The 22,271-nt window shown below is 59.7% G+C and carries 22 protein-coding genes and 1 pseudogene; 16 read left to right on the top strand and 7 right to left on the bottom strand.

Going from position 1 to position 22,271, the window contains the following annotated elements:
• Positions 1-38: 38 nt before the first annotated feature.
• Complete coding sequence (algW, locus tag EXW71_RS12065) at positions 39-1,193, bottom strand: Do family serine endopeptidase AlgW (protein ID WP_134658795.1); 1,155 nt, start codon at positions 1,191-1,193, stop codon at positions 39-41.
• Positions 1,194-1,296: 103 nt separating this feature from the next.
• Here algW and EXW71_RS12060 point away from each other — a divergent pair, with 103 nt between their 5' ends.
• From EXW71_RS12060 to cysN, 4 genes are all read left to right on the top strand, one after another.
• A complete protein-coding gene (locus EXW71_RS12060) occupies positions 1,297-2,055 on the top strand; it encodes a Nif3-like dinuclear metal center hexameric protein (protein WP_134658793.1) in 759 nt (252 codons plus the stop codon).
• Positions 2,056-2,425: 370 nt separating this feature from the next.
• Positions 2,426-3,343, top strand: a complete 918-nt coding sequence (gene cysD, locus EXW71_RS12045; RefSeq protein WP_123714490.1) for a sulfate adenylyltransferase subunit CysD — start codon at positions 2,426-2,428, stop codon at positions 3,341-3,343.
• Positions 3,344-3,445: 102 nt separating this feature from the next.
• The gene (locus tag EXW71_RS12040; RefSeq protein WP_134658787.1) at positions 3,446-3,787 is read left to right on the top strand and encodes a four helix bundle protein; all 342 of its coding nucleotides are present in this window, start codon (positions 3,446-3,448) and stop codon (positions 3,785-3,787) included.
• A 53-nt stretch (positions 3,788-3,840) separates the two neighbouring features.
• Positions 3,841-5,739, top strand: a complete 1,899-nt coding sequence (gene cysN, locus EXW71_RS12035; protein WP_134658785.1) for a sulfate adenylyltransferase subunit CysN — start codon at positions 3,841-3,843, stop codon at positions 5,737-5,739.
• A gap of 171 nt (positions 5,740-5,910) precedes the next feature.
• Here cysN and EXW71_RS12030 read toward each other — a convergent pair whose 3' ends face one another.
• Genes EXW71_RS12030 through EXW71_RS12020 form a run of 3 tightly spaced genes read right to left on the bottom strand, consistent with a single transcriptional unit; the run spans position 5,911 to position 9,309 of the window.
• Positions 5,911-6,810, bottom strand: coding sequence for an acyltransferase (locus EXW71_RS12030; RefSeq protein WP_134658783.1), 900 nt, complete (start codon positions 6,808-6,810; stop codon positions 5,911-5,913).
• A complete protein-coding gene (gene pta, locus EXW71_RS12025) occupies positions 6,811-8,910 on the bottom strand; it encodes a phosphate acetyltransferase (protein ID WP_134658781.1) in 2,100 nt (699 codons plus the stop codon).
• A gap of 60 nt (positions 8,911-8,970) precedes the next feature.
• A complete protein-coding gene (locus tag EXW71_RS12020; RefSeq protein ID WP_123714495.1) occupies positions 8,971-9,309 on the bottom strand; it encodes a DUF3565 domain-containing protein in 339 nt (112 codons plus the stop codon).
• Between EXW71_RS12020 and EXW71_RS12015 the strand changes: the two genes are divergently transcribed.
• On the top strand, positions 9,278-9,763 hold the full coding sequence (locus tag EXW71_RS12015; RefSeq protein WP_134658779.1) for a peptidylprolyl isomerase: 486 nt from the start codon (positions 9,278-9,280) through the stop codon (positions 9,761-9,763). The two genes, EXW71_RS12020 and EXW71_RS12015, sit on opposite strands and share 32 nt — an antisense overlap.
• A gap of 176 nt (positions 9,764-9,939) precedes the next feature.
• On the opposite strand, the gene rpsT is transcribed toward EXW71_RS12015, so the two are convergent.
• The gene (gene rpsT, locus EXW71_RS12010; protein ID WP_123714497.1) at positions 9,940-10,218 is read right to left on the bottom strand and encodes a 30S ribosomal protein S20; all 279 of its coding nucleotides are present in this window, start codon (positions 10,216-10,218) and stop codon (positions 9,940-9,942) included.
• A 253-nt stretch (positions 10,219-10,471) separates the two neighbouring features.
• On the opposite strand from rpsT, the gene murJ reads away from it, so the two are divergent.
• The 6 genes from murJ to ispH all read left to right on the top strand — a co-directional run bounded on the left by murJ (position 10,472) and on the right by ispH (position 17,924).
• Entirely contained in the window at positions 10,472-12,010 is a 1,539-nt protein-coding gene (murJ, locus tag EXW71_RS12005; protein WP_123714498.1) for a murein biosynthesis integral membrane protein MurJ, read from the top strand.
• 119 nt (positions 12,011-12,129) lie between these two features.
• The gene (gene ribF, locus EXW71_RS12000) at positions 12,130-13,068 is read left to right on the top strand and encodes a bifunctional riboflavin kinase/FAD synthetase (RefSeq protein WP_053254290.1); all 939 of its coding nucleotides are present in this window, start codon (positions 12,130-12,132) and stop codon (positions 13,066-13,068) included.
• Between the two features lie 14 nt (positions 13,069-13,082).
• Positions 13,083-15,914 carry an isoleucine--tRNA ligase gene (ileS, locus tag EXW71_RS11995; protein ID WP_134658777.1) on the top strand — a complete coding sequence of 944 codons (2,832 nt, stop codon included), beginning with the start codon at positions 13,083-13,085 and terminating at the stop codon, positions 15,912-15,914.
• Between the two features lie 7 nt (positions 15,915-15,921).
• On the top strand, positions 15,922-16,431 hold the full coding sequence (gene lspA, locus EXW71_RS11990) for a signal peptidase II (protein WP_123714500.1): 510 nt from the start codon (positions 15,922-15,924) through the stop codon (positions 16,429-16,431).
• Positions 16,424-16,876 (top strand): peptidylprolyl isomerase, encoded by a 453-nt coding sequence (locus tag EXW71_RS11985; RefSeq protein WP_123714501.1) that lies wholly within the window; start codon positions 16,424-16,426, stop codon positions 16,874-16,876. Before lspA ends, EXW71_RS11985 begins: the two co-directional genes overlap by 8 nt.
• A 100-nt stretch (positions 16,877-16,976) precedes the next feature.
• Entirely contained in the window at positions 16,977-17,924 is a 948-nt protein-coding gene (gene ispH, locus EXW71_RS11980; RefSeq protein WP_134658775.1) for a 4-hydroxy-3-methylbut-2-enyl diphosphate reductase, read from the top strand.
• 19 nt (positions 17,925-17,943) lie between these two features.
• Here the strand turns inward: ispH and EXW71_RS11975 are convergent.
• A pseudogene (locus EXW71_RS11975) lies at positions 17,944-18,459 on the bottom strand (GspH/FimT family pseudopilin); the annotation flags it as partial.
• A gap of 204 nt (positions 18,460-18,663) precedes the next feature.
• Between EXW71_RS11975 and pilV the strand changes: the two are divergent.
• From pilV to thiO, 5 genes are all read left to right on the top strand, one after another.
• Entirely contained in the window at positions 18,664-19,149 is a 486-nt protein-coding gene (pilV, locus tag EXW71_RS11970) for a type IV pilus modification protein PilV (protein WP_134658771.1), read from the top strand.
• The gene (locus EXW71_RS11965; protein ID WP_134658769.1) at positions 19,146-19,853 is read left to right on the top strand and encodes a PilW family protein; all 708 of its coding nucleotides are present in this window, start codon (positions 19,146-19,148) and stop codon (positions 19,851-19,853) included. The genes pilV and EXW71_RS11965 overlap by 4 nt, the downstream gene beginning before the upstream one ends.
• Before the next feature lie 46 nt (positions 19,854-19,899).
• Positions 19,900-20,391: a PilX N-terminal domain-containing pilus assembly protein gene (locus EXW71_RS11960; protein ID WP_134658944.1), complete on the top strand. Its 492-nt coding sequence runs from the start codon at positions 19,900-19,902 to the stop codon at positions 20,389-20,391.
• A gap of 11 nt (positions 20,392-20,402) precedes the next feature.
• Positions 20,403-20,804 carry a type IV pilin protein gene (locus EXW71_RS11955; protein WP_134658767.1) on the top strand — a complete coding sequence of 134 codons (402 nt, stop codon included), beginning with the start codon at positions 20,403-20,405 and terminating at the stop codon, positions 20,802-20,804.
• Positions 20,805-20,866: 62 nt separating this feature from the next.
• A complete protein-coding gene (thiO, locus tag EXW71_RS11950; RefSeq protein WP_134658765.1) occupies positions 20,867-21,976 on the top strand; it encodes a glycine oxidase ThiO in 1,110 nt (369 codons plus the stop codon).
• On the opposite strand, the gene EXW71_RS11945 is transcribed toward thiO, so the two are convergent.
• Positions 21,963-22,196 (bottom strand): PP0621 family protein, encoded by a 234-nt coding sequence (locus EXW71_RS11945; protein ID WP_123714509.1) that lies wholly within the window; start codon positions 22,194-22,196, stop codon positions 21,963-21,965. The two genes, thiO and EXW71_RS11945, sit on opposite strands and share 14 nt — an antisense overlap.
• Between the last annotated feature and the right edge of the window lie 75 nt (positions 22,197-22,271).

Raw genomic sequence — 22,271 nt, 5'->3', positions numbered from 1 at the left:
TCTTACAGGTGCCCTCGATCGGGCACCTGTACTGCGGCCTATCCCTCTTCCTTCACGGGCGCAGGCGGTGGGCGCAGGCCAATTTCCGCCGACAGGTTGATCTCTTTACCGTTACGCATTACCTGGATCGTCACCTTCTCCGTCGGCTTGATCCGCGCCACCTGGTTCATCGACTTGCGGCCATCACCGGCCGGCTCGCCATCGATGCTCAGGATCACATCCCCCAATTGCAGGCCGGCTTTTTGGGCCGGGCCGTCGCGGAAGATCCCCGCCACGACAATGCCTGGGCGACCGGTAAGGCCAAACGATTCGGCCAGTTCCTTGGTCAATGGCTGCACTTCGATCCCCAGCCAGCCACGAATCACCTGGCCGTGCTCGATGATCGACTTCATCACTTCCATCGCCAGTTTCACCGGAATCGCAAAACCGATGCCTTGGGAGCCGCCGGACTTGGAGAAAATCGCGGTGTTGATGCCCGTCAGGTTGCCATTGGCATCCACCAGCGCGCCACCGGAGTTGCCCGGGTTGATTGCTGCGTCGGTCTGGATGAAGTCTTCGTAACTGTTGAGCCCCAACTGGTTTCGCCCGGTGGCACTGATAATGCCCATTGTCACCGTCTGGCCAACGCCGAACGGGTTGCCGATGGCCAATGCCACATCACCCACGCGCAGCCCTTCTGAACGGCCGATGGTGATGGAGGGCAGGTTTTTCAAATCGATCTTCAGCACGGCGAGGTCGGTTTCCGGGTCGCTGCCGACCACACGGGCGAGGGTTTCACGGCCGTCGCGCAGGGCCACGACGATCTGGTCGGCACCGCTGGTCACGTGATTATTGGTGAGGATGTAGCCTTCCGGGCTCATGATCACCCCGGAACCCAGGCTGGATTCCATGCGGCGCTGCTTGGGGTCGTTGTCACCGAAATAACGGCGGAACTGCGGGTCTTCAAACAACGGATGCGCCGGCTTGTTGATAACCTTGGTCGTGTACAGGTTGACCACGGCAGGCGCGGCGATGACGACGGCGTCCGCATAGGTCACCGGGCCTTGCACCACCGAACTGGTCTGCGGAGCCTGCTGCAGGTTTACATCAAGGCTGGGTAAGCCCACCCACTGGGGATAACGCTGAATAATCAGCATCGCGATCAGCACGCCAGCCAACAATGGCCATCCAAAAAAACGCAGTGCCTTGAGCATCAAGTAAGTCCTGACAGGTTGCAGGGGGCGGGAGAGCGCCCATAATGTCGCGCATTATACGAGGCTGCGAGCGCCTCGGAACGGGATATTTAGGAGTCTTTACATGGCCGTCCCCCTTACTACCCTCGTCGAGGAAGCGGACCGCTACCTTGCCAGCGCAAAAATTGCCGATTACTGCCCCAATGGCCTGCAGGTCGAGGGGCGCCCGCAAGTGCGGCGCATCGTCAGCGGCGTGACCGCAAGCCAGGCTTTGCTGGACGCCGCCGTCGAAGCCGAGGCCGACTTGGTGCTGGTGCATCACGGGTATTTCTGGAAGGGTGAGAACCCGTGTGTCACCGGCATGAAGCAGCGTCGCCTGAAAACCCTGCTCAAGCACGACATCAGCTTGTTGGCCTACCATTTGCCGCTGGACCTGCACCCGGATGTGGGCAACAACGTGCAGCTTGCCCGCCAACTGGACATCACCGTCGAAGGCCCGCTGGACCCGAACAACCCCAAGATCGTCGGCCTGGTCGGCTCCCTCGCCGAGCCCTTGTCGCCCCGCGATTTCGCCCGCCGTGTGCAGGACGTGATGGGCCGCGAGCCGCTGCTGATCGAAGGCAGCGAAATGATCCGCCGCGTCGGCTGGTGTACCGGCGGAGGCCAGAGCTACATCGATCAGGCAATTGCCGCCGGTGTCGACCTGTACCTGAGTGGTGAAGCCTCCGAGCAGACCTTCCACAGTGCGCGTGAAAACGACATCAGCTTCATCGCGGCCGGCCATCACGCCACCGAGCGCTACGGGGTGCAGGCGCTGGGTGACTACCTGGCACGGCGTTTCGCCCTGGAGCACCTGTTCATCGATTGCCCGAACCCGATCTGACGCGTATCAATGAACAAATGGAGGGTAAGCCCTAACGCCAGTCAGTTAAGGGTGAACGCTGTATGTGTGGCGAGGGAGCTTGCTCCCGTCGGGCCGCGAAGCGGCCCCGCTCTTTGTTTACAAAGCATGGGACTGCTGCGCAGTCCAACGGGAGCAAGCTCCCTCGCCACAGGTTACTTTTTAGCCTTTATCCCTCTTAACTGACTGGCATTAGGGTAAGCCCTCTCGTGCACAGGGCCAAACCGCGGGGCATATTCATATACCGTTTCGATCTAGATGGCTCCCTGAATAGAAGAAGGTGCTGTGCTAGCATGCCTCGCTCGAACACGGCCCGCTGGCCGTCCACAAGATCGTTTTTCCGTGAGTAACCATGGTCGACAAACTGACGCATCTGAAACAGCTGGAGGCGGAAAGCATCCACATCATCCGCGAGGTCGCCGCCGAGTTCGACAACCCGGTGATGCTCTACTCGATCGGTAAAGACTCCGCCGTGATGCTGCATCTGGCACGCAAGGCTTTTTTTCCGGGCAAGTTGCCGTTCCCGGTGATGCACGTCGACACCCGCTGGAAATTCCAGGAGATGTACAAGTTCCGCGACCAAATGGTCGAAGAACTGGGCCTGGACCTGATCACCCACATCAACCCGGATGGCGTGGCGCAGGGCATCAACCCATTCACTCACGGCAGCGCCAAGCACACCGACATCATGAAGACCGAGGGCCTCAAGCAGGCCCTGGACAAACATGGTTTCGACGCAGCCTTCGGCGGTGCCCGTCGCGATGAAGAGAAATCCCGCGCCAAAGAGCGTGTGTACTCGTTCCGCGACAGCAAACACCGCTGGGACCCGAAGAACCAGCGTCCCGAGCTGTGGAACGTCTACAACGGCAACGTCAACAAGGGCGAGTCGATCCGCGTGTTCCCGCTGTCCAACTGGACCGAGCTGGACATCTGGCAGTACATCTACCTGGAAGGTATTCCGATCGTGCCGCTGTATTTCGCCGCCGAGCGCGATGTGATCGAGAAGAACGGCACGTTGATCATGATCGACGACGACCGCATCCTTGAGCACCTGTCCGACGAAGAAAAAGCCCGAATCGTCAAAAAGAAAGTGCGTTTCCGCACCCTTGGCTGCTACCCGTTGACGGGCGCGGTGGAGTCCGAAGCCGAGACGCTGACGGACATCATTCAGGAAATGCTCCTGACGCGAACTTCCGAGCGCCAGGGCCGTGTCATCGATCACGATGGTGCTGGCTCGATGGAAGACAAAAAACGGCAGGGGTACTTTTAAGCGTCGAGTTACAAGCGGCAAGCTGCAGTTAAAGGCGTTATGCGTAATTTGCAGTTTGGTGCTTGCAGCCGGTCGTTGCGAGCCACGTTTGAGTGACTCGTAATGGATTTCGAGAAGTTGGTTGTCTGGCAGAGAAGCAAGTGTCTAGCGGTGAGAATTTACCGAGAGTTTGCTCAATACAGGGATCTTGGTTTCAAGGACCAAATCACTCGCTCAGCACTTTCGGTACCTTCCAATATTGCTGAAGGGATGGAGCGTCGCGGTGCCAAAGAAAAGGTACGTTTTCTCTGGATTGCGAAGGGCTCTTGTGGAGAATTACGAACACAGATTCTCATCGGCAGTGACATCGCTTACATCGCCCAACCAATGGCTGATAACTGGATTGCAGAAACCCGCGAGCTCTCAAAAATGCTCTGCGGCCTGATCAACAAAATTTCTGACTAGCTGTACGCCGACAAGCTTGCCGCTTGAAGCTTACAGCTTGGAGCTTGAACCCGATGAGCCATCAATCTGATTTGATCAGCGAGGACATCCTCGCCTACCTGGGCCAGCACGAGCGCAAGGAAATGTTGCGCTTCCTGACCTGCGGCAACGTCGACGACGGCAAGAGCACCCTGATCGGGCGCCTGCTGCACGACTCCAAGATGATCTACGAAGATCACCTGGAAGCCATCACCCGCGATTCGAAGAAAGTCGGCACTACCGGTGACGACATCGACTTGGCCTTGCTGGTCGACGGCTTGCAGGCTGAGCGCGAGCAGGGCATCACCATCGATGTTGCCTATCGCTATTTCTCCACCGCAAAGCGCAAATTCATCATTGCCGACACCCCCGGCCATGAGCAGTACACCCGCAACATGGCCACCGGTGCATCCACCTGTGACCTGGCGATCATTCTGATCGATGCGCGTTATGGCGTGCAGACCCAGACCCGTCGCCACAGCTTTATCGCCTCGTTGCTGGGTATCAAACATATCGTGGTGGCCGTCAACAAGATGGACATCAATGGCTTTGATCAAAGCGTATTCGAGCAGATCAAGGCCGATTACCTGAAGTTTGCCGACGGCATCGCCTTCAAGCCGAGTACCCTGGCATTCGTACCGATGTCCGCGCTCAAGGGCGACAACGTGGTGAACAAGAGCGAGCGTTCGCCTTGGTACACCGGCCAATCGCTGATGGAGATTCTCGAGACCGTCGAGATCGCCAACGACCGCAACTACACCGATTTGCGTTTCCCGGTGCAGTACGTCAACCGTCCGAACCTGAACTTCCGCGGTTTCGCCGGCACCCTGGCCAGCGGCATCGTGCACAAGGGCGACGAAGTGGTGGTGCTGCCTTCGGGCAAGAGCAGCCGCGTCAAATCCATCGTCACCTTCGAAGGCGAACTGGAGCACGCAGGCCCAGGCCAGGCCGTGACCCTGACCATGGAAGACGAGATCGACATCTCCCGTGGCGACCTGCTGGTGCATGCCGACAATGTGCCGCAAGTGACTGACGCTTTCGACGCCATGCTGGTATGGATGGCTGAAGAGCCGATGCTGCCGGGCAAGAAATACGACATCAAGCGCGCTACCAGCTATGTGCCGGGTTCCATCACCAGCATCGTGCACCGCGTAGACGTGAACACCCTGGCCGAAGGCCCGGCGAGTTCGTTGCAATTGAACGAGATCGGCCGGGTCAAGGTCAGCCTCGACGCCGCCATTGCCCTGGACGGCTACGACAGCAACCGCACCACGGGTGCGTTTATCGTCATCGACCGTTTGACCAACGGCACCGTAGCCGCAGGCATGATCATCGCGCCACCGGTTGGCCATGGCAGTGCGGCACAGCACGGTAAATTGGCTCATGTCGCCACCGAGGAGCGTGCGCTGCGCTTCGGCCAGCAGCCGGCCACCGTGTTGTTCAGCGGCTTGTCGGGCGCCGGCAAAAGTACCTTGGCCTACGCGGTTGAGCGCAAGCTGTTCGACATGGGCCGGGCGGTATTCGTGCTGGATGGCCAGAACCTGCGTCACGACCTGAACAAAGGGTTGCCGCAGGACCGTGCTGGTCGCACTGAAAACTGGCGGCGTGCCGCCCACGTGGCGCGCCAGTTCAACGAAGCCGGCCTGCTGACCCTGGCCGCGTTCGTTGCGCCGGATGCCGAAGGCCGCGAACAGGCCAAGGCACTGATCGGCGCCGACCGTCTTCTGACCGTCTATGTACAAGCGTCGCCGCTGGTGTGCGCCGAGCGTGATCCGCAAGGCCTGTACGCTGCCGGAGGGGATAACATCCCTGGCGAATCCTTCCCGTATGACGTGCCGTTGAACGCCGATCTGGTGCTCGACACCCAGGCGCTGTCGTTGGAAGAGAGCGTCAAGCAGGTGCTCGAGTTGTTGCGTCAGCGCGGCGCGATCTAAACCGCTCCAGCACAAATAAGCCCGCCACCGAGTGATCGGTGGCGGGCTTTTTCATGCACTTACGGTCAGCGCAGATCAACTGCAGCGGAGAGCTTGTTCACGATTGCCGAGTGCCAGTCACGGCCTCAGCTGAGCGTTACCGTCGGGAGCAAGCCCCGTCACACATGATGATTATTTTTTGCCTGGGAATTGCGTGTGCAGTTTCTCCAGGAGGGCGTCCTTGTCTTCCCACAGCTGGTTGATCCAGCCTTGGAATGCCACCCGATATATCCCGTCCTGTTCATAATTCTTGCCAATGAACTCGGCCGGAATCCGTACCTCTTCAAACTGCACGACCACGTCCTTCACATTCCCGCACAGCAAATCCCAATAGCCTGGGCGCCCGGCGGGGTAGTGGATGGTCACGTTGACCAGTGACTTCAACTGTTCGCCCATGGCATCCAGTACAAAGGCGATACCACCGGCCTTGGGCTTGAGCAGGTAGCGGAACGGCGACTTCTGCTGTGCATGTTTGCCTGGAGTAAATCGCGTGCCTTCGGCGAAGTTGAAGATGCCGACGGGGTTGTCGCGAAATTTCGCGCAGGTCTTGCGGGTGGTTTCCAGGTCTTTGCCTTTCTTCTCCGGGTGCTTTTCCAGATAGGCCTTGGTGTAGCGCTTCATGAACGGAAAGCCCAGCGCCCACCACGCCAGGCCAATCACCGGCACCCAGATCAGTTCCTGCTTGAGGAAAAATTTCAACGGGCGGATCCGCCGGTTCAGCACGTATTGCAACACCATGATGTCAACCCAGCTCTGGTGGTTGCTGGTCACCAGATACGAGTGTTGGTAGTCCAGGCCCTCAAGGCCGGTCAGGTGCCAGCGAGTGCGCTGCACCAGATTCATCCAGCCCTTGTTGTTGGTGACCCAGGCTTCATGGGTGTGGTTCATCAGCCATTCGCTGAAGCGCTTGGCAAACGGCAGCGCCTTGAACAAGGCCACGATAAACAGGAACGAACACAGCAGGATCGTGTTCAACGCCAGCAACAGCGAAGCAATGACTCCGCGCACGGCGGCAGGTAGAAAATCCAGCATTTAGATATCCATGGGGCGGTTGGCGGCTTGGATCGCAGTCAATGCGATGGTGTACACGATGTCGTCGACTTGAGCGCCGCGTGGCAGGTCGTTCACCGGCTTGCGCAAGCCCTGGAGCATCGGCCCCAGGCTCACGCAGTCGGCGCTGCGTTGCACGGCCTTGTGCGTGGTGTTGCCGGTGTTCAGGTCCGGGAACACAAAGACTGTGGCTTTACCGGCGACCTGGCTATTGGGCGCCAACTGCCGGGCGACGGTTTCGTTGGCGGCGGCGTCGTACTGCAAGGGACCGTCGATCAGCAATGAGCTTTGCTGTTCGTGGGCGAGCAGGGTGGCTTCGCGGACCTTTTCCACTTCCTCGCCGCTGGCTGAGTCACCGCTGGAATAGCTGATCATCGCCACGCGTGGGGTAATGCCGAACGCGGCGGCCGAGTCGGCGCTTTGCAGGGCGATCTCTGCCAGCTCGGCCGCGCTCGGGTGCGGATTCATCACGCAGTCGCCGTACACCAGTACCTGCTCGGGAAACAGCATGAAGAACACCGACGACACCAGCGTGCAACCCGGTGCTGTTTTAATCAGCTGCAGGGCGGGACGGATGGTGTTGGCGGTGGAGTGGATGACGCCGGAAACCAGGCCGTCCACTTCATCCAGCGCGAGCATCATGGTGGCGATCACCACGTTGTCTTCCAGCTGCTGCTCGGCCATCGGCGCGTTGAGGCTTTTGCTCTTGCGCAGCGCAACCATCGGTTCGACGTAACGCTGGCGAATCAGGTCCGGGTCAAGAATCTCCAGGCCCTCGGGCAATTCGATGCCCTGGGCGCGGGCGACGGCTTCCACATCCGCCGGCTTGGCCAGCAGCACACAGCGGGCAATGCCGCGGGCCTGGCAGAGGGCGGCGGCTTGCACGGTCAGCGGTTCACTGCCTTCGGGCAATACGATGCGCTTGTTGGCGGCCTGGGCGCGTTGAATCAATTGATAACGGAATACCGCCGGTGACAGGCGCATTTCCCGAGGCGTGCCGCAACGTTGGTGCAGCCAGCGCGCATCCAGGTGGCTGGCGACGAAATCGGTGATGATCTCGGCGCGCTCGCGATCGTCGATAGGGATTTCTTTGTTGAGGCTGTTGAGCAGGTTCGCCGTGTCGTAGGAGCCTGTGCTCACCGACAGCACCGGCAGCCCGGCCTGGAGCGCGCCACGGCACAAATCCATGATGCGCGGGTCGGGCAGGGTGTCACTGGTCAGCAGCAGTCCGGCCAGAGGCACGCCGTTGATCGCCGCGAGGCTGACGGCGAGGATGATGTCGTCGCGGTCGCCCGGCGTCACCACCAGTACGCCGGGTTTGAGCAGCTCCACGGTGTTGCGCATGGTACGCGCGCAAATGATGATTTTGGTCATGCGCCGGCTTTCATAATCGCCGGCATTGAGGATCTGCGCGCCCATCAGGTCGGCTACGTCGCGGGTGCGCGGAGCGTTGAGCTCGGGCTGGTAGGGGATGCAGCCGAGCAGGCGGAAATCCCCACTGCGCAACAACGGCGAATGTTCTTTCAGGCGCGCCGAGAAGGCTTCGATGCTTTCGTCGGTGCGCACTTTGTTGAGGATTACGCCCAGCACTTTCGGATCTTTCGGCCCGCCGAACAGCTGCGCCTGTAATTCGACTCGGCCGGAAAGTTCGGTAAGCACTTCGTTTTCCGGGGCGGACACAAGGATCACCTCGGCGTCGAGGCTCTTGGCCAGGTGCAGGTTGACTCGAGCCGCATAACTGGCGCTGCGGGTCGGTACCATGCCTTCGACGATCAACACGTCCTTGCCCACGGCGGCCTGCTGATACAGCGTGATGATTTCTTCGAGCAGCTCATCAAGCTGGCCGTCGCCCAGCATGCGCTCGACGTGGGCCAGGCCCAGGGGTTGTGGCGGTTTCAGGCCGTGAGTGCGCGCCACCAGTTCGGTGGAGCGTTCCGGACCCGTGTCGCCGGGGTGCGGCTGGGCAATCGGTTTGAAGAAACCGACTTTCAACCCGGCTCGCTCAAGGGTACGCACCAGCCCAAGGCTGATGGAGGTCAGACCCACACCAAAATCGGTGGGCGCGATAAAAAAAGTCTGCATGCGAATTCTCTGGAGGTGCATGGCTTCGGCGGTGCTCTATGGTTGAGCGCCTGCCGGGAATCAGGCATCAAGGTTATCGTTATTCGTGCCTTGCGCACACCAGCCGCAGGTAAAGGGTTGGCCTATTTTTTCGAGGCGTTGTGCGGTATCGAGTACCCAGGCCCTGGACTGCCAGGGCGGCTGGTGGCGCAGGTGCTGGGTGTGACCGCAAGAGAGCTCGGCGACCCAGTGCTGGTCGTCGTCCTGGTGGAACCCGATGATAAAGGATGCCGTTGGTCGGTCCCGTCTGTCCGGGTTCTGTTCGCTTTCGGGCAAATCCTTGTTTAGACTTGTCCGTTCTTCATTCTTATGCAAAAGGTCTCGCCCCATGACGATCGCCGCTAACAAGGCTGTCTCCATCGACTATACCCTGACCAACGACGCTGGTGAGGTCATCGACAGCTCAGCCGGCGGCGCGCCGCTGGTCTACCTGCAAGGCGCAGGGAACATCATCCCGGGCCTGGAAAAGGCTCTGGAAGGCAAGAGCGTTGGCGATGAACTGAACGTTGTCGTAGAGCCGGAAGACGCTTACGGCGAATACTCCGCCGAGCTGGTCAGCACTCTGAGCCGCAGCATGTTCGAAGGCGTCGACGAGCTGGAAGTGGGCATGCAGTTCCACGCTTCCGCGCCGGACGGCCAAATGCAGATCGTCACTATCCGCGATCTGGATGGCGATGACGTGACTGTCGACGGTAACCACCCCCTGGCTGGCCAGCGCCTGAACTTCCAAGTGAAGATCGTTGCCATCCGCGACGCTTCCCAGGAAGAAGTGGCTCACGGTCACGTCCACGGTGAAGGCGGTCACCACCACTGATTGATACGTTGATCGGCTGGTAGCAAAAACGCCCCGACTGGTTCGGGGCATTTTTTTGCCTGGGGTTTGAGGCGTGATGTTCATTTTCTGAGTACAAACAAAAATGCCCCGGACCTTTCGGTACGGGGCATTTCTTAACTGTTACGCCGGTAAACCCGCGTTGCAGTTGTTACCACTTAGGCTGCAGCAGCAACGTTCAGAGCCTTGATGTGGCCATTCAGGCGGCTCTTATGACGAGCGGCCTTGTTCTTGTGGATGATGCCCTTATCGGCCATACGGTCGATAACCGGCACAGCCAGAACGTAAGCAGCTTGAGCTTTTTCAGCGTCTTTGGTGTCGATGGCTTTAACTACATTCTTGATGTAGGTACGAACCATGGAACGCAGGCTGGCGTTGTGGCTGCGACGCTTCTCAGCCTGTTTTGCACGTTTTTTGGCGGAAGGTGAGTTGGCCACCGTCGAGCTCCTCGAAAGACTTTTTAGGAAATAGCAAACAAAATAGGCCGCGAATCATGCCGATGACTTGAAGTGTTGTCAAGGGTGGCTGATGCGAACTGCTGAGTGGTCGATCTGAAGAGGCGGGTGATTTATTTCCGGCGCTTGACCTGTAAACTCGCGAGCTTTGGCTCTGTGCTGCTGCAGGTGCGCAGTATCGCATAAGTGGGCGCTTTGTTCGCCTGCTGTTTATCTATAGGCGCAAACTCTTTCAATGAATCTGCTCAAATCGTTGGCTGCGGTCAGCTCTATCACAATGATCTCCCGGGTATTGGGGTTCGTGCGTGACACCCTGTTGGCGCGTATTTTTGGCGCCAGTATGGCCACGGACGCCTTCTTTATTGCCTTCAAACTGCCCAACCTGCTGCGTCGGATCTTCGCCGAGGGCGCATTTTCCCAGGCATTCGTACCGATCCTGGCGGAATACAAGTCCCAGCAGGGCGAAGAAGCGACCCGCACTTTTCTTGCCTATGTCTCGGGCCTGCTGACGCTGGTTTTGATGCTGGTCACCATTGCCGGCATGCTCGCCGCCCCCTGGGTGATCTGGGCCACGGCCCCGGGTTTTGCCAATACACCGGAAAAATTCGCGCTGACCACTGATCTGCTGCGCGTGACCTTCCCTTATATATTGCTGATCTCGCTCTCATCTCTGGCTGGCGCCGTCCTGAATACCTGGAACCGTTTCTCGGTGCCGGCGTTCGTGCCGACCTTGCTCAACGTGAGCATGATTATCTTCGCGGTGTACCTCACGCCGTACTTCGATCCGCCCGTGATGGCCCTGGGTTGGGCCGTGCTGGCCGGTGGCCTGGCGCAATTGTTGTACCAGCTGCCGCACCTGAAAAAGATCGGCATGCTCGTGCTGCCGCGGCTCAACCTGAAGGACACCGGTGTCTGGCGTGTAATGCGCAACATGTTGCCGGCGATCCTTGGTGTATCGGTCAGCCAGATTTCCCTGATCATCAACACCGCCTTCGCCTCGTTGCTGGTGTCTGGCTCGGTGTCGTGGATGTACTACGCCGATCGACTGATGGAGTTGCCGTCCGGCGTACTCGGTGTGGCCTTGGGCACGATTTTGTTGCCGACCCTGTCGCGCACCTATGCCGGCAAAGACCGCCAGGAGTACTCGCGTATTCTCGATTGGGGGCTGCGCTTGTGCTTCGTGCTGGTGTTGCCTTGTGCCCTGGCCCTGGGGATCCTGGCTGAACCGCTGACGGTATCGTTGTTCCAGTACGGCCAATTCAGCGCGTTCGATGCCTCCATGACCCAGCGTGCGTTGATTGCCTACTCTGTGGGGCTGCTCGGCATCATTGTGATCAAGGTGCTGGCGCCGGGCTTTTATGCTCAACAAAACATCCGTACGCCGGTGAAAATCGCGATTTTCACGCTGATCGTCACGCAATTGCTCAACCTGGTATTCATCGGCCCGCTGGCTCACGCCGGATTGGCCCTGGCCATCAGTGCCGGTGCCTGTATCAATGCCGGCTTGCTGTTCTATCAACTGCGCAAGCAGCAGATGTTCCTGCCGCAACCGGGCTGGGGCATCTTTGCGCTCAAGCTGCTGGTCGCGGTGGGCGTGATGTCTGCGGTGCTATTGGGGTTGATGCACTTCATGCCCGCCTGGGACGAAGGGCACATGCTGGAGCGCTTCATGCGCCTGGGCGTGCTGGTGGTTGCAGGTGTTGTGGTTTACTTCGGCATGTTGCTGCTGCAAGGCTTTCGCCTGCGTGATTTCAATCGCAAGTCCCTGAGCTAGGGACTTTGCCTGAATAAAACGATTGTTTTATCGAATCGACCCACTTGGCCTGCGCTGTTGCCTGTCGTCCGGGGCCGGGTGTGGTTATAATCGACCACTTTATGAGCAAGAAGCGCGTTATGCAGCTGGTTCGAGGTCTCCACAACCTGCGCCCCCAGCATCGGGGCTGCGTCGCCACTATTGGCAACTTTGACGGTGTTCACCGTGGTCACCAGGCTATCCTGGCCCGGCTGCGTGAGCGAGCAGTCGAGTTGGGTGTACCCAGCTGCGTGGTGATTTTTGAGCCGCAGCCGCGGGAATTTTTCACCCCGGAAACGGCGCCGGCCCGTCTGGCCCGCTTGCGCGACAAGTTGCAGTTGCTGGCTGAAGAGGGGGTGGACCGAGTCCTCTGCCTGGCCTTCAACCAGCGTTTGCAAAGCCTCAGCGCCGCCGAATTCGTCGACCGTATCCTGGTGGACGGCTTGGGTGTGCAACATTTGGAGGTCGGCGACGACTTCCGTTTCGGTTGCGACCGCGTAGGAGATTTCGATTTCCTGCAGCACGCCGGCGTCAACCAGGGTTTTACCGTCGAAGCCGCGCAAACCGTCGAACTGGATGGCCTGCGCGTAAGCAGCACCCAGGTGCGTAATGCACTGGCCGCTGCCGACTTCGCCTTGGCCGAGCGTCTGCTCGGTCGCCCGTTCCGCATTGCCGGGCGGGTATTGCACGGCCAGAAGCTGGCGCGCCAATTGGGTACGCCAACCGCCAACGTGCAGCTCAAGCGTCGCCGTGTGCCGCTGACCGGGGTTTACCTGGTGAGCGTCGACATCGACGGCCAATCGTGGCCGGGAGTCGCCAATATAGGCGTCAGGCCCACGGTTGCAGGTGATGGCAAGGCCCACCTGGAAGTACACCTTTTGGATTTTGCCGGTGATTTGTATGACCGGCGTTTGACGGTGGTTTTCCACCAGAAGCTGCGTGAAGAGCAGCGTTTCGCCTCCCTTGAGGCGTTGAAAACGGCGATCAATGCGGATGTCGCCGCCGCCCGTGCACTAGCCGCACCTAGCGCCCATCGCTAACCGAAGAGCCTTAAATGACCGACTATAAAGCCACGCTAAACCTTCCGGACACCGCCTTCCCAATGAAGGCCGGCCTGCCACAGCGCGAACCGCAGATCTTGCAGCGCTGGGACAGTATTGGCCTGTACGGAAAGTTGCGCGAAATTGGCAAGGATCGTCCGAAATTCGTCCTGCACGACGGCCCTCCTTATGCCAACGGCACGATTCACATCGGTCATGCGCTGAACAAGATTCTCAAGGACATGATCATTCGCTCGAAAACCCTTTCGGGTTTCGACGCACCTTATGTCCCGGGTTGGGACTGCCACGGTCTGCCGATCGAGCACAAAGTCGAAGTGACCCATGGCAAGAACCTGGGCGCGGATAAAACCCGCGAACTGTGCCGTGCCTACGCCACCGAGCAGATCGAAGGGCAGAAGTCCGAATTCATCCGTCTGGGTGTATTGGGCGACTGGGCCAACCCGTACAAGACCATGGACTTCAAGAACGAGGCCGGTGAAATCCGTGCCTTGGCCGAAATCGTCAAGGGTGGCTTCGTATTCAAGGGGCTCAAGCCCGTGAACTGGTGCTTCGACTGCGGTTCGGCCCTGGCCGAAGCGGAAGTCGAGTACGAAGACAAGAAGTCCTCGACCATCGACGTGGCCTTCCCGATTGCGGAAGACGCCAAACTGGCCGAGGCCTTTGGCCTGACGAGCCTGGGCAAGCCGGCGGCCATCGTGATCTGGACCACCACCCCGTGGACCATCCCCGCCAACCAGGCACTGAACGTGCACCCGGAGTTCACCTATGCCCTGGTGGACGTCGGTGACCGCCTGCTGGTGCTGGCCGAGGAAATGGTCGAGTCGTGCCTGGCGCGTTACAACCTGCAAGGTTCGGTGATCGCCACGACGACCGGTTCCGCGTTGGAACTGATCAACTTCCGCCACCCGTTCTATGACCGCCTGTCGCCGGTTTACCTGGCCGACTACGTTGAACTGGGCTCGGGTACCGGTGTGGTCCACTGCTCGCCTGCCTACGGCGTGGACGACTTTGTGATCTGCAAGAAATACGGCATGGTCAACGATGACATCATCAACCCGGTGCAAAGCAATGGCGTTTACGTGCCATCGCTGGAGTTCTTTGGTAGCCAGTTCATCTTCAAGGCCGACAAGGCGATCATCGAAAAGCTGAGCGAAGTCGGTGCACTTCTGCAGTCCGCTACCATCCAGCACAGCTACATGCACTGCTGGCGTCACAAGACCCCGCTGATCTACCGCGCTACCGCGCAGTGGTTCATCGGCATGGACAAAGAGCCGGTCAGCGGCGACACCCTGCGCGTGCGCTCGCTCAAAGCCATCGAAGACACAGGCTTCATCCCGGCCTGGGGCCAGGCGCGCCTGCACTCGATGATTGCCAACCGTCCGGACTGGTGCATCTCCCGCCAGCGTAACTGGGGTGTGCCGATTCCGTTCTTCCTCAACAAGGAAAGCGGCGAGCTGCACCCTCGTACCGTTGAGCTGATGGAAGTCGTGGCCCAACGAGTCGAGCAGGAAGGCATCGAAGCCTGGTTCAAGCTGGACGCCGCCGAGCTGTTGGGCGACGAAGCACCGTTGTACGACAAGATCAGCGACACCCTCGACGTATGGTTCGACTCCGGCACCACCCACTGGCACGTGCTGCGTGGTTCCCACCCTATGGGCCACGAGACAGGTCCTCGCGCCGATCTGTACCTGGAAGGTTCGGACCAACACCGTGGCTGGTTCCATTCGTCCTTGCTCACTGGTTGCGCCATCGATAACCACGCCCCGTACCGCGAACTGCTGACCCACGGTTTCACCGTTGATGAAAACGGTCGCAAGATGTCCAAGTCCCTGGGCAACGTAATTGCGCCGCAAAAGGTCAATGACACGCTGGGTGCCGACATCATGCGCCTGTGGGTGGCCTCGACGGACTATTCGGGCGAAATGGCTGTGTCGGAGCAGATCCTGCAGCGCAGTGCCGATGCCTACCGTCGCATCCGTAATACCGCACGCTTCCTGTTGTCGAACCTGACCGGCTTCAACCCGGCCACCGACATCGTGCCGGCCGAGGACATGCTCGCCCTGGATCGTTGGGCCGTGGACCGTACCCTGTTGCTGCAGCGCGAGTTGCAGGAGCACTACGGCGAATACCGTTTCTGGAACGTTTACTCGAAGATCCACAACTTCTGCGTGCAGGAGTTGGGTGGTTTCTACCTCGACATCATCAAGGATCGCCAGTACACCACCGGCGCCAACAGCAAGGCACGCCGTTCGGCGCAGACCGCGCTGTACCACATCAGTGAGGCGCTGGTGCGCTGGATCGCACCGATCCTGGCCTTCACCGCCGATGAGCTGTGGGAATACCTGCCGGGCGAGCGCAACGAATCCGTGATGCTCAACACCTGGTACGAAGGTCTGACCGAACTGCCGGCGGACTTCGAATTGGGCCGCGAATACTGGGAGGGCGTAATGGCCGTCAAGGTTGCGGTGAACAAGGAGCTGGAAGTCCAGCGCGCGGCCAAGGCCGTCGGTGGCAACCTGCAAGCCGAAGTCACCCTGTTTGCCGAAGATGGCCTGACGGCCGACCTGGCCAAGCTGAGCAACGAGCTGCGCTTCGTGCTCATCACCTCGACGGCCAGCCTGGCACCGTTCGCCCAAGCGCCGGCAGACGCCGTGGTCACCGAAGTGCCGGGCCTCAAGCTCAAAGTCGTCAAGTCGGCGTTCCCCAAGTGCGCCCGTTGCTGGCACTGCCGTGAAGATGTCGGTGTGAATCCTGAGCATCCGGAAATCTGTGGTCGTTGCGTCGACAACATCAGCGGTGCCGGCGAGGTTCGCCACTATGCCTAGTGGAAACATGCCTAAAGCCAGTCGCTTCGGGCGCCTGGGCTGGCTCGTATTGAGTGTGCTGGTCCTGGTCATTGACCAGGCCAGCAAGGCTCACTTCGAGGGTGCTCTGGAAATGTTCCAGCAGATCGTGGTGATCCCGGATTACTTCAGCTGGACACTGGCCTACAACACTGGCGCTGCTTTCAGTTTCCTCGCCGACAGTGGCGGCTGGCAGCGCTGGCTGTTCGCCCTGATTGCCGTGGTGGTCAGTGCCGTGCTGGTGGTCTGGCTCAAGCGCCTGGGGCGCGACGATACCTGGCTTGCCATAGCCCTGGCCCTGGTGCTGGGCGGTGCGCTGGGCAACCTCTACGACCGTATTGCCCTGGGCCATGTGATCGACTTCATCCTGGTGCATTGGCAGAATCGCTGGTATTTCCCGGCGTTCAACTTTGCCGACAGCGCCATCACCGTCGGTGCGGTGATGCTGGCGTTGGACATGTTCAAAAGCAAGAAAACCGGAGAGACCGTCAATGACTGATCAGGTAGTGACTGAACAACGGATCGGCCAGAACACGGAAGTCACTTTGCATTTCGCATTGCGCCTGGAGAATGGCGACACGGTCGACAGCACCTTCGACAAGGCCCCGGCGACCTTCAAAGTCGGTGATGGCAACCTGCTGCCGGGTTTCGAAGCGGCGCTTTTCGGATTCAAGGCCGGCGATAAGCGCAACCTGCAGATCCTGCCGGAAAATGCCTTTGGCCAGCCCAACCCGCAGAATGTGCAGATCATTGCGCGTTCGCAGTTTGAAGGCATGGACCTGTCGGAAGGCTTGCTGGTGATCTTCAACGATGCGGCGAATACCGAGCTGCCAGGTGTAGTCAAAGCCTTCGATGACGCGCAAGTGACCATCGACTTCAACCACCCGCTGGCCGGTAAAACCTTGACGTTTGATGTGGAAATCATCGACGTTAAAGCGATCTAACTGACGAATTCGGCCTATTGCAGCGCCGGACTTGTGTGGTGAGGGATCAAGCTCCCTCGCCACACAAACTCGTTCCTGCAGGCAAGACACGAGGCACAGCATGCAAATCAAACTCGCCAACCCCCGTGGCTTCTGCGCCGGCGTGGACCGGGCGATCGAAATCGTCAATCGCGCCCTGGAAGTCTTCGGGCCGCCGATTTATGTGCGCCACGAAGTTGTCCACAACAAGTTCGTGGTCGAAGACCTGCGCGCACGCGGTGCCATTTTTGTTGAAGAGCTCGACCAGGTACCGGACGACGTTATCGTCATCTTCAGCGCCCATGGCGTTTCCCAGGCCGTGCGTACCGAAGCTGCCGGCCGTGGCCTGAAAGTATTCGACGCCACCTGCCCATTGGTCACCAAGGTGCATATCGAAGTCGCACGCTACAGTCGCGATGGACGTGAGTGCATCCTGATCGGCCATGCCGGTCACCCGGAAGTCGAAGGCACCATGGGCCAGTACGACGCCAGCAACGGCGGTGCCATCTATCTGGTAGAAGATGAAAAGGACGTCGCCAACTTGCAGGTACACAACCCTGAACGGTTGGCTTTCGTGACGCAGACCACCTTGTCCATGGACGACACCAGCCGCGTTATCGACGCCCTGCGCGCGCGATTCCCGGATATCGGCGGCCCGCGCAAGGATGACATTTGCTACGCCACACAAAACCGTCAGGACGCGGTCAAGCAATTGGCCAACGAATGCGACGTGGTTCTGGTGGTCGGCAGCCCGAACAGCTCCAACTCCAATCGCCTGCGCGAGCTGGCCGAGCGCATGGCTACGCCGGCCTACCTGATCGACGGTGCCGAAGACATGCAACGCAGCTGGTTCGATGGCGTTGAGCGTATCGGTATCACGGCCGGTGCCTCGGCTCCAGAAGTCCTGGTGCGTGGCGTGATCCAACAGTTGCAGGCCTGGGGGGCGACCGGCGCGGATGAGCTGGCCGGCCGTGAAGAGAACATCACGTTCTCCATGCCCAAGGAACTGCGGGTTCGCTCTTTGCTCTGAGCTCCGGCGTGCCGGATCAGCCTCGACATAATGCCTGCTCGGTTTTATCACTGCGCAGGCTTATGCGGCCGCTGGGAGCCAGTACCACCTGATACAGGCTTTGTGCCTGGCCCGTGTCACATATGTGCACGGTGCCGGCACGGAAGCCTCCTCCCGTAAAAACCGGTTCGCCCAATCCGCTGAAGCGCACTTGGTTTCTGACCGGGCCATTGCCCACTATCGTTGCGCGCCCGCTGTCCTGTCGCTCCAACAGTATCGGATTGTCATCGTCCATATGGCCGCGCCCGCTGACATCCTCGATCACTCGCCAACCTCGGCTCCAATCGTCCTCCAGTGCATGAACAATCACCGCGCGATTACGTGCGAGCGCTTCGCTGCGGGCGAAGCGCAGGCCGTCCGCCAGCGAGTTCGCTGCGCTGCGTTGCTGGTGCGATTCGAGCAACCCTTTGAAGCTGGGAACTGCCAGATGCGTCAGCAGGCCGCTCAGCATCAGGCCGAATAACAACTCGATCAGGGTGAAGCCTCGTTCTGTCATAGGTCGTCCCTCCGTGGACGCCGCCGGTGATTCCGCGGGTAGCGATAGGTATAGCTACCGACTGCCAGGGTTGGATGATGGCTTTTATGTCCAAAGTATTTCCCTTTGTTCCGGAAGCAGCGTTGGTTAAAAAGCGGCGCTAGTCTTGGGGCTCACAACAGGTTTTTCCTGCTTTCCCGGCCCTCGACATGGATGACGACGGTGATGCTAATCCGTACGCACACGTTTTTTCTGCGCGCCTGCGAATGGCGCCAAACCGGCATGACGTTGATCGAAGTGTTGGTGGCGGTGTTGATTCTGGCTGTTGGTCTGTTGGGGGCCTCGGCCATCCAACTCAACGCGCTCAAGTACACCGAGAGCGCCAGGATGACCAGCCAGGCCAGTTTCATTGCCTATGACATGCTCGACCGAATTCGCTCCAATCCGGGGATCGATTATTCATGGACGCGAGCCGAGCCCGCGCCGGCCAATGCCCCGACCGCCAGCGTGCGTGACCTGGACTTGCATGATTTCGAGGCCAATATCATTGGCTTCGCCGGCGCAGATGCCAAAGGGGCTGTGTCGATCAGCGGGTCTGAGGTCACCATCACTATCAGTTGGCAAGGAGCCAGGGGGGCAGGCGGCCCGGGAGCCAGGGAGACTTTCGTTCTTACCAGTCGCATGGCCGATGAACAAGGCGCGTTGCAATGAAGCGGCGTGTACGCGGATTCAGCCTGGTGGAAATGCTTGTGGCATTGGCCGTTGGGCTCATGTTGGTGCTGGGTGGGAGCCAGGTGGTAATCAGCACGCGGATGACATACGCCAGCCAATTGGCTGCAACGGTTCTGCAAGACGATGCACGGTTTGTTCTGGGCAAGCTGACGCAGGATATTCGCCAGGCGGGTATGTTCGGCTGCCTGACCACCGCATTTATCGAAGACGCTCCAGCTACCTTGGAGCGGCCAGTGGGGTGGAGTAGGTCGGGCGACGCAACTGCGCTGACACTGATCACTGCGGATGTCGGTAAGGGTGGAGGCAAGCCTGATTGGACGGTGGCGTCCGACTGCAGGACGGTTGCCCGGGCGTATGCTGGAACGCCGCCTGCGCCGACGCCTGGACAGATCCACTTTGCACTGCGCCAGCTCACCTACACCTATGAGTCCGGTCAACTGAAAGTCAGTACCCCGGCGGCGCCGGCTAAAGCGGTGCTGATCGATAACGTGGGGGCGTTCGACATCAGTTTTGGCATGGCGGCCAAGCCTGCATCGACCGGTGTGGTGCGTTACGACAGCAACCCGGCCGACGAATCGTTGATACGCAGTGTGCGCGTCCTCCTGACGCTGCAAGACCCGACAGGGCGTGTCAGGGACCAGACCTACAGCGTTGTGGCGGCGCTGCGAAATCGGCAGGGGTAGGGCCGTGACGAGGACGGTTGGCGGTTTTCATTTGCGTCAGGCAGGGATGGTGTTGCTGGTCAGCCTGGTATTCCTGCTGCTGTTATCACTGGTCGGTTTGTCATCAATGCAAGGTGCGATATCCCAGCAAAAAGTCGCTGGCAGCTTGTGGCATCGCAATCAATCGTTTCAAAGCGCCGAAAGCGGCCTCAGGGTGGGGGAGGTGACGGTAAGGCGAGGTGGCGAGGCGCTGCCCGAATGCCACTCAATCATCACATGCTCGCCACCCGAGGAGGCGTTTTCGCTGATGGGGGCCGGGACGAATCCTGTCTCGGCGGTTAACTGGATCGCCTCGGACGGTGGATTCTTTGGCATTCAGTCCATAGGCGATGGCCTGGGGCTTGTGCATTTGCCGCCGCAAACCTCGGCGCAGTTGTTTCGGGTGACAGCCGTCGGGCTGGTTGGCCAATCGCGCACGGTACTCGAGAGCGTATATGCGCGGGTGGAGGAGGGAGGGCGTGCGCGGTTTCAACGAATCCTATGGCGGCAACTTCAATAAGGAGCAATCGGATGAGCATGGAGAGCCAGGGTTTTACCCTGATCGAGTTACTGGTTGCCATGGCGATCATCGCGGTTTTGGCCGGGGTCGCTTATCCCGGATATACCGGACATGTGAAAAAGGTTTATCGCGGTCAAGTCGCAGCACTGTTGACCGAACAGGCCCAGTACCTGGAGCGCTTTTACACCCGGAACGGCACTTTTATTGGTGCAGAGGACGTCAGTACGGGCAATGATCACTATAGAATCAGCGCTGTATTGACTCCCCAGGATTTTGACCTGCTTGCCACGCCCATCGTCGATTCAGTCATGGCGGACGACGCGTGCGGCGAATTCAGCTTGAGCAGTACCGGCGTGCGAAGCAACCCGGGAGCCCTGCCAGGAATGTCGCGCAAAACGTGCTGGGGGCAGTGATGAGAATGCTGGAAGAATGAGCGCCGGGTGCGCCTATCCCTATATATCGGCTGGATCAAATGATGGCAAAGCAACAGCGAGTGGTAATTGTCGGCGGCGGAGTAATCGGGTTGTTGACGGCGTTCAACCTGGCCACCCAAGGGCAGACTGTCGTGCTGCTGGAACGTGGGGGGCTTGGGCAAGAGTCTTCGTGGGCCGGGGGCGGGATCGTTTCACCGTTGTACCCGTGGCGCTACAGCCCGGCCGTTACCGCTTTGGCCCACTTGTCCCAGGACTTTTATCCACAGCTGGCGCAACGGTTGTTTGCCGCCACGGGTGTTGATCCGGAGGTTCATACCACGGGCTTGTACTGGCTTGACCTGGAAGATGAGGCCGAAGCATTAGCCTGGGCTGCACGTGAAGGGCGCCCGCTGAGCAAAGTGGATGTGTCGGCGGCTCATGATGCCGTGCCGGTGCTGGGGGCTGGTTATTCCCAGGCCATCTACATGGCTGATGTCGCCAATGTGCGCAACCCGCGATTGGTCAAGTCCTTGAAGGCGGCATTGCTGGCGTTGCCCTGCGTGACGATTCACGAACAGTGTCAGGTGGCAGGTTTTGTCCTGGAGGGCGACACCGTAGTGGGCGTCGAAACGGCGGCCGGGCGGGTTTGCGGCGATCAGGTCGTGCTCGCGGCGGGAGCCTGGAGTGGGGAGTTGCTGGGGACGCTGGGTTTGGCACTACCCGTTGAGCCGGTCAAAGGCCAGATGATCCTGTACAAATGCGCCTCGGACTTTTTGTCGAGCATGGTCCTTGCAAAAGGGCGCTATGCAATCCCGCGTCGCGACGGACACATATTGATTGGCAGCACGTTAGAGCATGAGGGCTTCGACAAGACGCCGACCGAAGCGGCGCTGGAAAGCCTCAAGGCTTCGGCGGTGGAGTTGATTCCCGCGTTGGCCGAGGCTGAGGTGGTGGGCCATTGGGCGGGCTTGCGGCCAGGCTCGCCGGAAGGTGTTCCCTACATTGGCGAGGTACCCGGCTTCAAGGGGCTGTGGCTCAATTGTGGGCATTACAGAAATGGCCTGGTGCTCGCACCCGCGTCCTGCCAGTTGTTCACTGACTTGCTGCTGGGCCATGCACCGATTATCGAGCCGGCACCTTACGCACCTGCTGGTCGCCTCAACGCTGGCTAGGCTTCGGACCTTGTTCCAGGTGCGCCTGGGTGCAGTACCACTCCTGGCGTACGCTCAGTGCGCGGTCCTGCGGCAGGTGTACGCCGCAGTGCGCACAACGCACCATCGGCGTGGCATCGAGTTCGCTGGACCGTTGCTGTTTAGCGGTCGGGCTTTTGAATTTGCGCCAGAACCATACCGCGGCAGCAATGACGGCAATCCAGAACAGTAGACGAACCATGGTAAGCAGCTTCTCGACAGTGAATGCGCCAGTTTAGCCAAGGACGTGGCAGGCGCACAGCGTAAAATGCCTGCC

Origin of the sequence: Pseudomonas sp. BCA17 (assembly GCF_004519405.1) — a bacterium.
In the GTDB taxonomy this organism is placed as follows: domain Bacteria; phylum Pseudomonadota; class Gammaproteobacteria; order Pseudomonadales; family Pseudomonadaceae; genus Aquipseudomonas.
This window is presented reverse-complemented; position numbering and strand designations above follow the sequence as displayed.

Coding starts and splice junctions, on each gene's coding strand:
- algW (WP_134658795.1), bottom strand. CDS start 1,193: ATGCTCAAGGCACTGCGTTTTTTTGGATGGCCATTGTTGGCTGGCGTG.
- EXW71_RS12060 (WP_134658793.1), top strand. CDS start 1,297: ATGGCCGTCCCCCTTACTACCCTCGTCGAGGAAGCGGACCGCTACCTT.
- cysD (WP_123714490.1), top strand. CDS start 2,426: ATGGTCGACAAACTGACGCATCTGAAACAGCTGGAGGCGGAAAGCATC.
- EXW71_RS12040 (WP_134658787.1), top strand. CDS start 3,446: ATGGATTTCGAGAAGTTGGTTGTCTGGCAGAGAAGCAAGTGTCTAGCG.
- cysN (WP_134658785.1), top strand. CDS start 3,841: ATGAGCCATCAATCTGATTTGATCAGCGAGGACATCCTCGCCTACCTG.
- EXW71_RS12030 (WP_134658783.1), bottom strand. CDS start 6,810: ATGCTGGATTTTCTACCTGCCGCCGTGCGCGGAGTCATTGCTTCGCTG.
- pta (WP_134658781.1), bottom strand. CDS start 8,910: ATGCAGACTTTTTTTATCGCGCCCACCGATTTTGGTGTGGGTCTGACC.
- EXW71_RS12015 (WP_134658779.1), top strand. CDS start 9,278: ATGACGATCGCCGCTAACAAGGCTGTCTCCATCGACTATACCCTGACC.
- EXW71_RS12020 (WP_123714495.1), bottom strand. CDS start 9,309: ATGGAGACAGCCTTGTTAGCGGCGATCGTCATGGGGCGAGACCTTTTG.
- murJ (WP_123714498.1), top strand. CDS start 10,472: ATGAATCTGCTCAAATCGTTGGCTGCGGTCAGCTCTATCACAATGATC.
- ribF (WP_053254290.1), top strand. CDS start 12,130: ATGCAGCTGGTTCGAGGTCTCCACAACCTGCGCCCCCAGCATCGGGGC.
- ileS (WP_134658777.1), top strand. CDS start 13,083: ATGACCGACTATAAAGCCACGCTAAACCTTCCGGACACCGCCTTCCCA.
- lspA (WP_123714500.1), top strand. CDS start 15,922: ATGCCTAAAGCCAGTCGCTTCGGGCGCCTGGGCTGGCTCGTATTGAGT.
- EXW71_RS11985 (WP_123714501.1), top strand. CDS start 16,424: ATGACTGATCAGGTAGTGACTGAACAACGGATCGGCCAGAACACGGAA.
- ispH (WP_134658775.1), top strand. CDS start 16,977: ATGCAAATCAAACTCGCCAACCCCCGTGGCTTCTGCGCCGGCGTGGAC.
- pilV (WP_134658771.1), top strand. CDS start 18,664: ATGCTAATCCGTACGCACACGTTTTTTCTGCGCGCCTGCGAATGGCGC.
- EXW71_RS11965 (WP_134658769.1), top strand. CDS start 19,146: ATGAAGCGGCGTGTACGCGGATTCAGCCTGGTGGAAATGCTTGTGGCA.
- EXW71_RS11960 (WP_134658944.1), top strand. CDS start 19,900: ATGGTGTTGCTGGTCAGCCTGGTATTCCTGCTGCTGTTATCACTGGTC.
- EXW71_RS11955 (WP_134658767.1), top strand. CDS start 20,403: ATGAGCATGGAGAGCCAGGGTTTTACCCTGATCGAGTTACTGGTTGCC.
- thiO (WP_134658765.1), top strand. CDS start 20,867: ATGGCAAAGCAACAGCGAGTGGTAATTGTCGGCGGCGGAGTAATCGGG.
- EXW71_RS11945 (WP_123714509.1), bottom strand. CDS start 22,196: ATGGTTCGTCTACTGTTCTGGATTGCCGTCATTGCTGCCGCGGTATGG.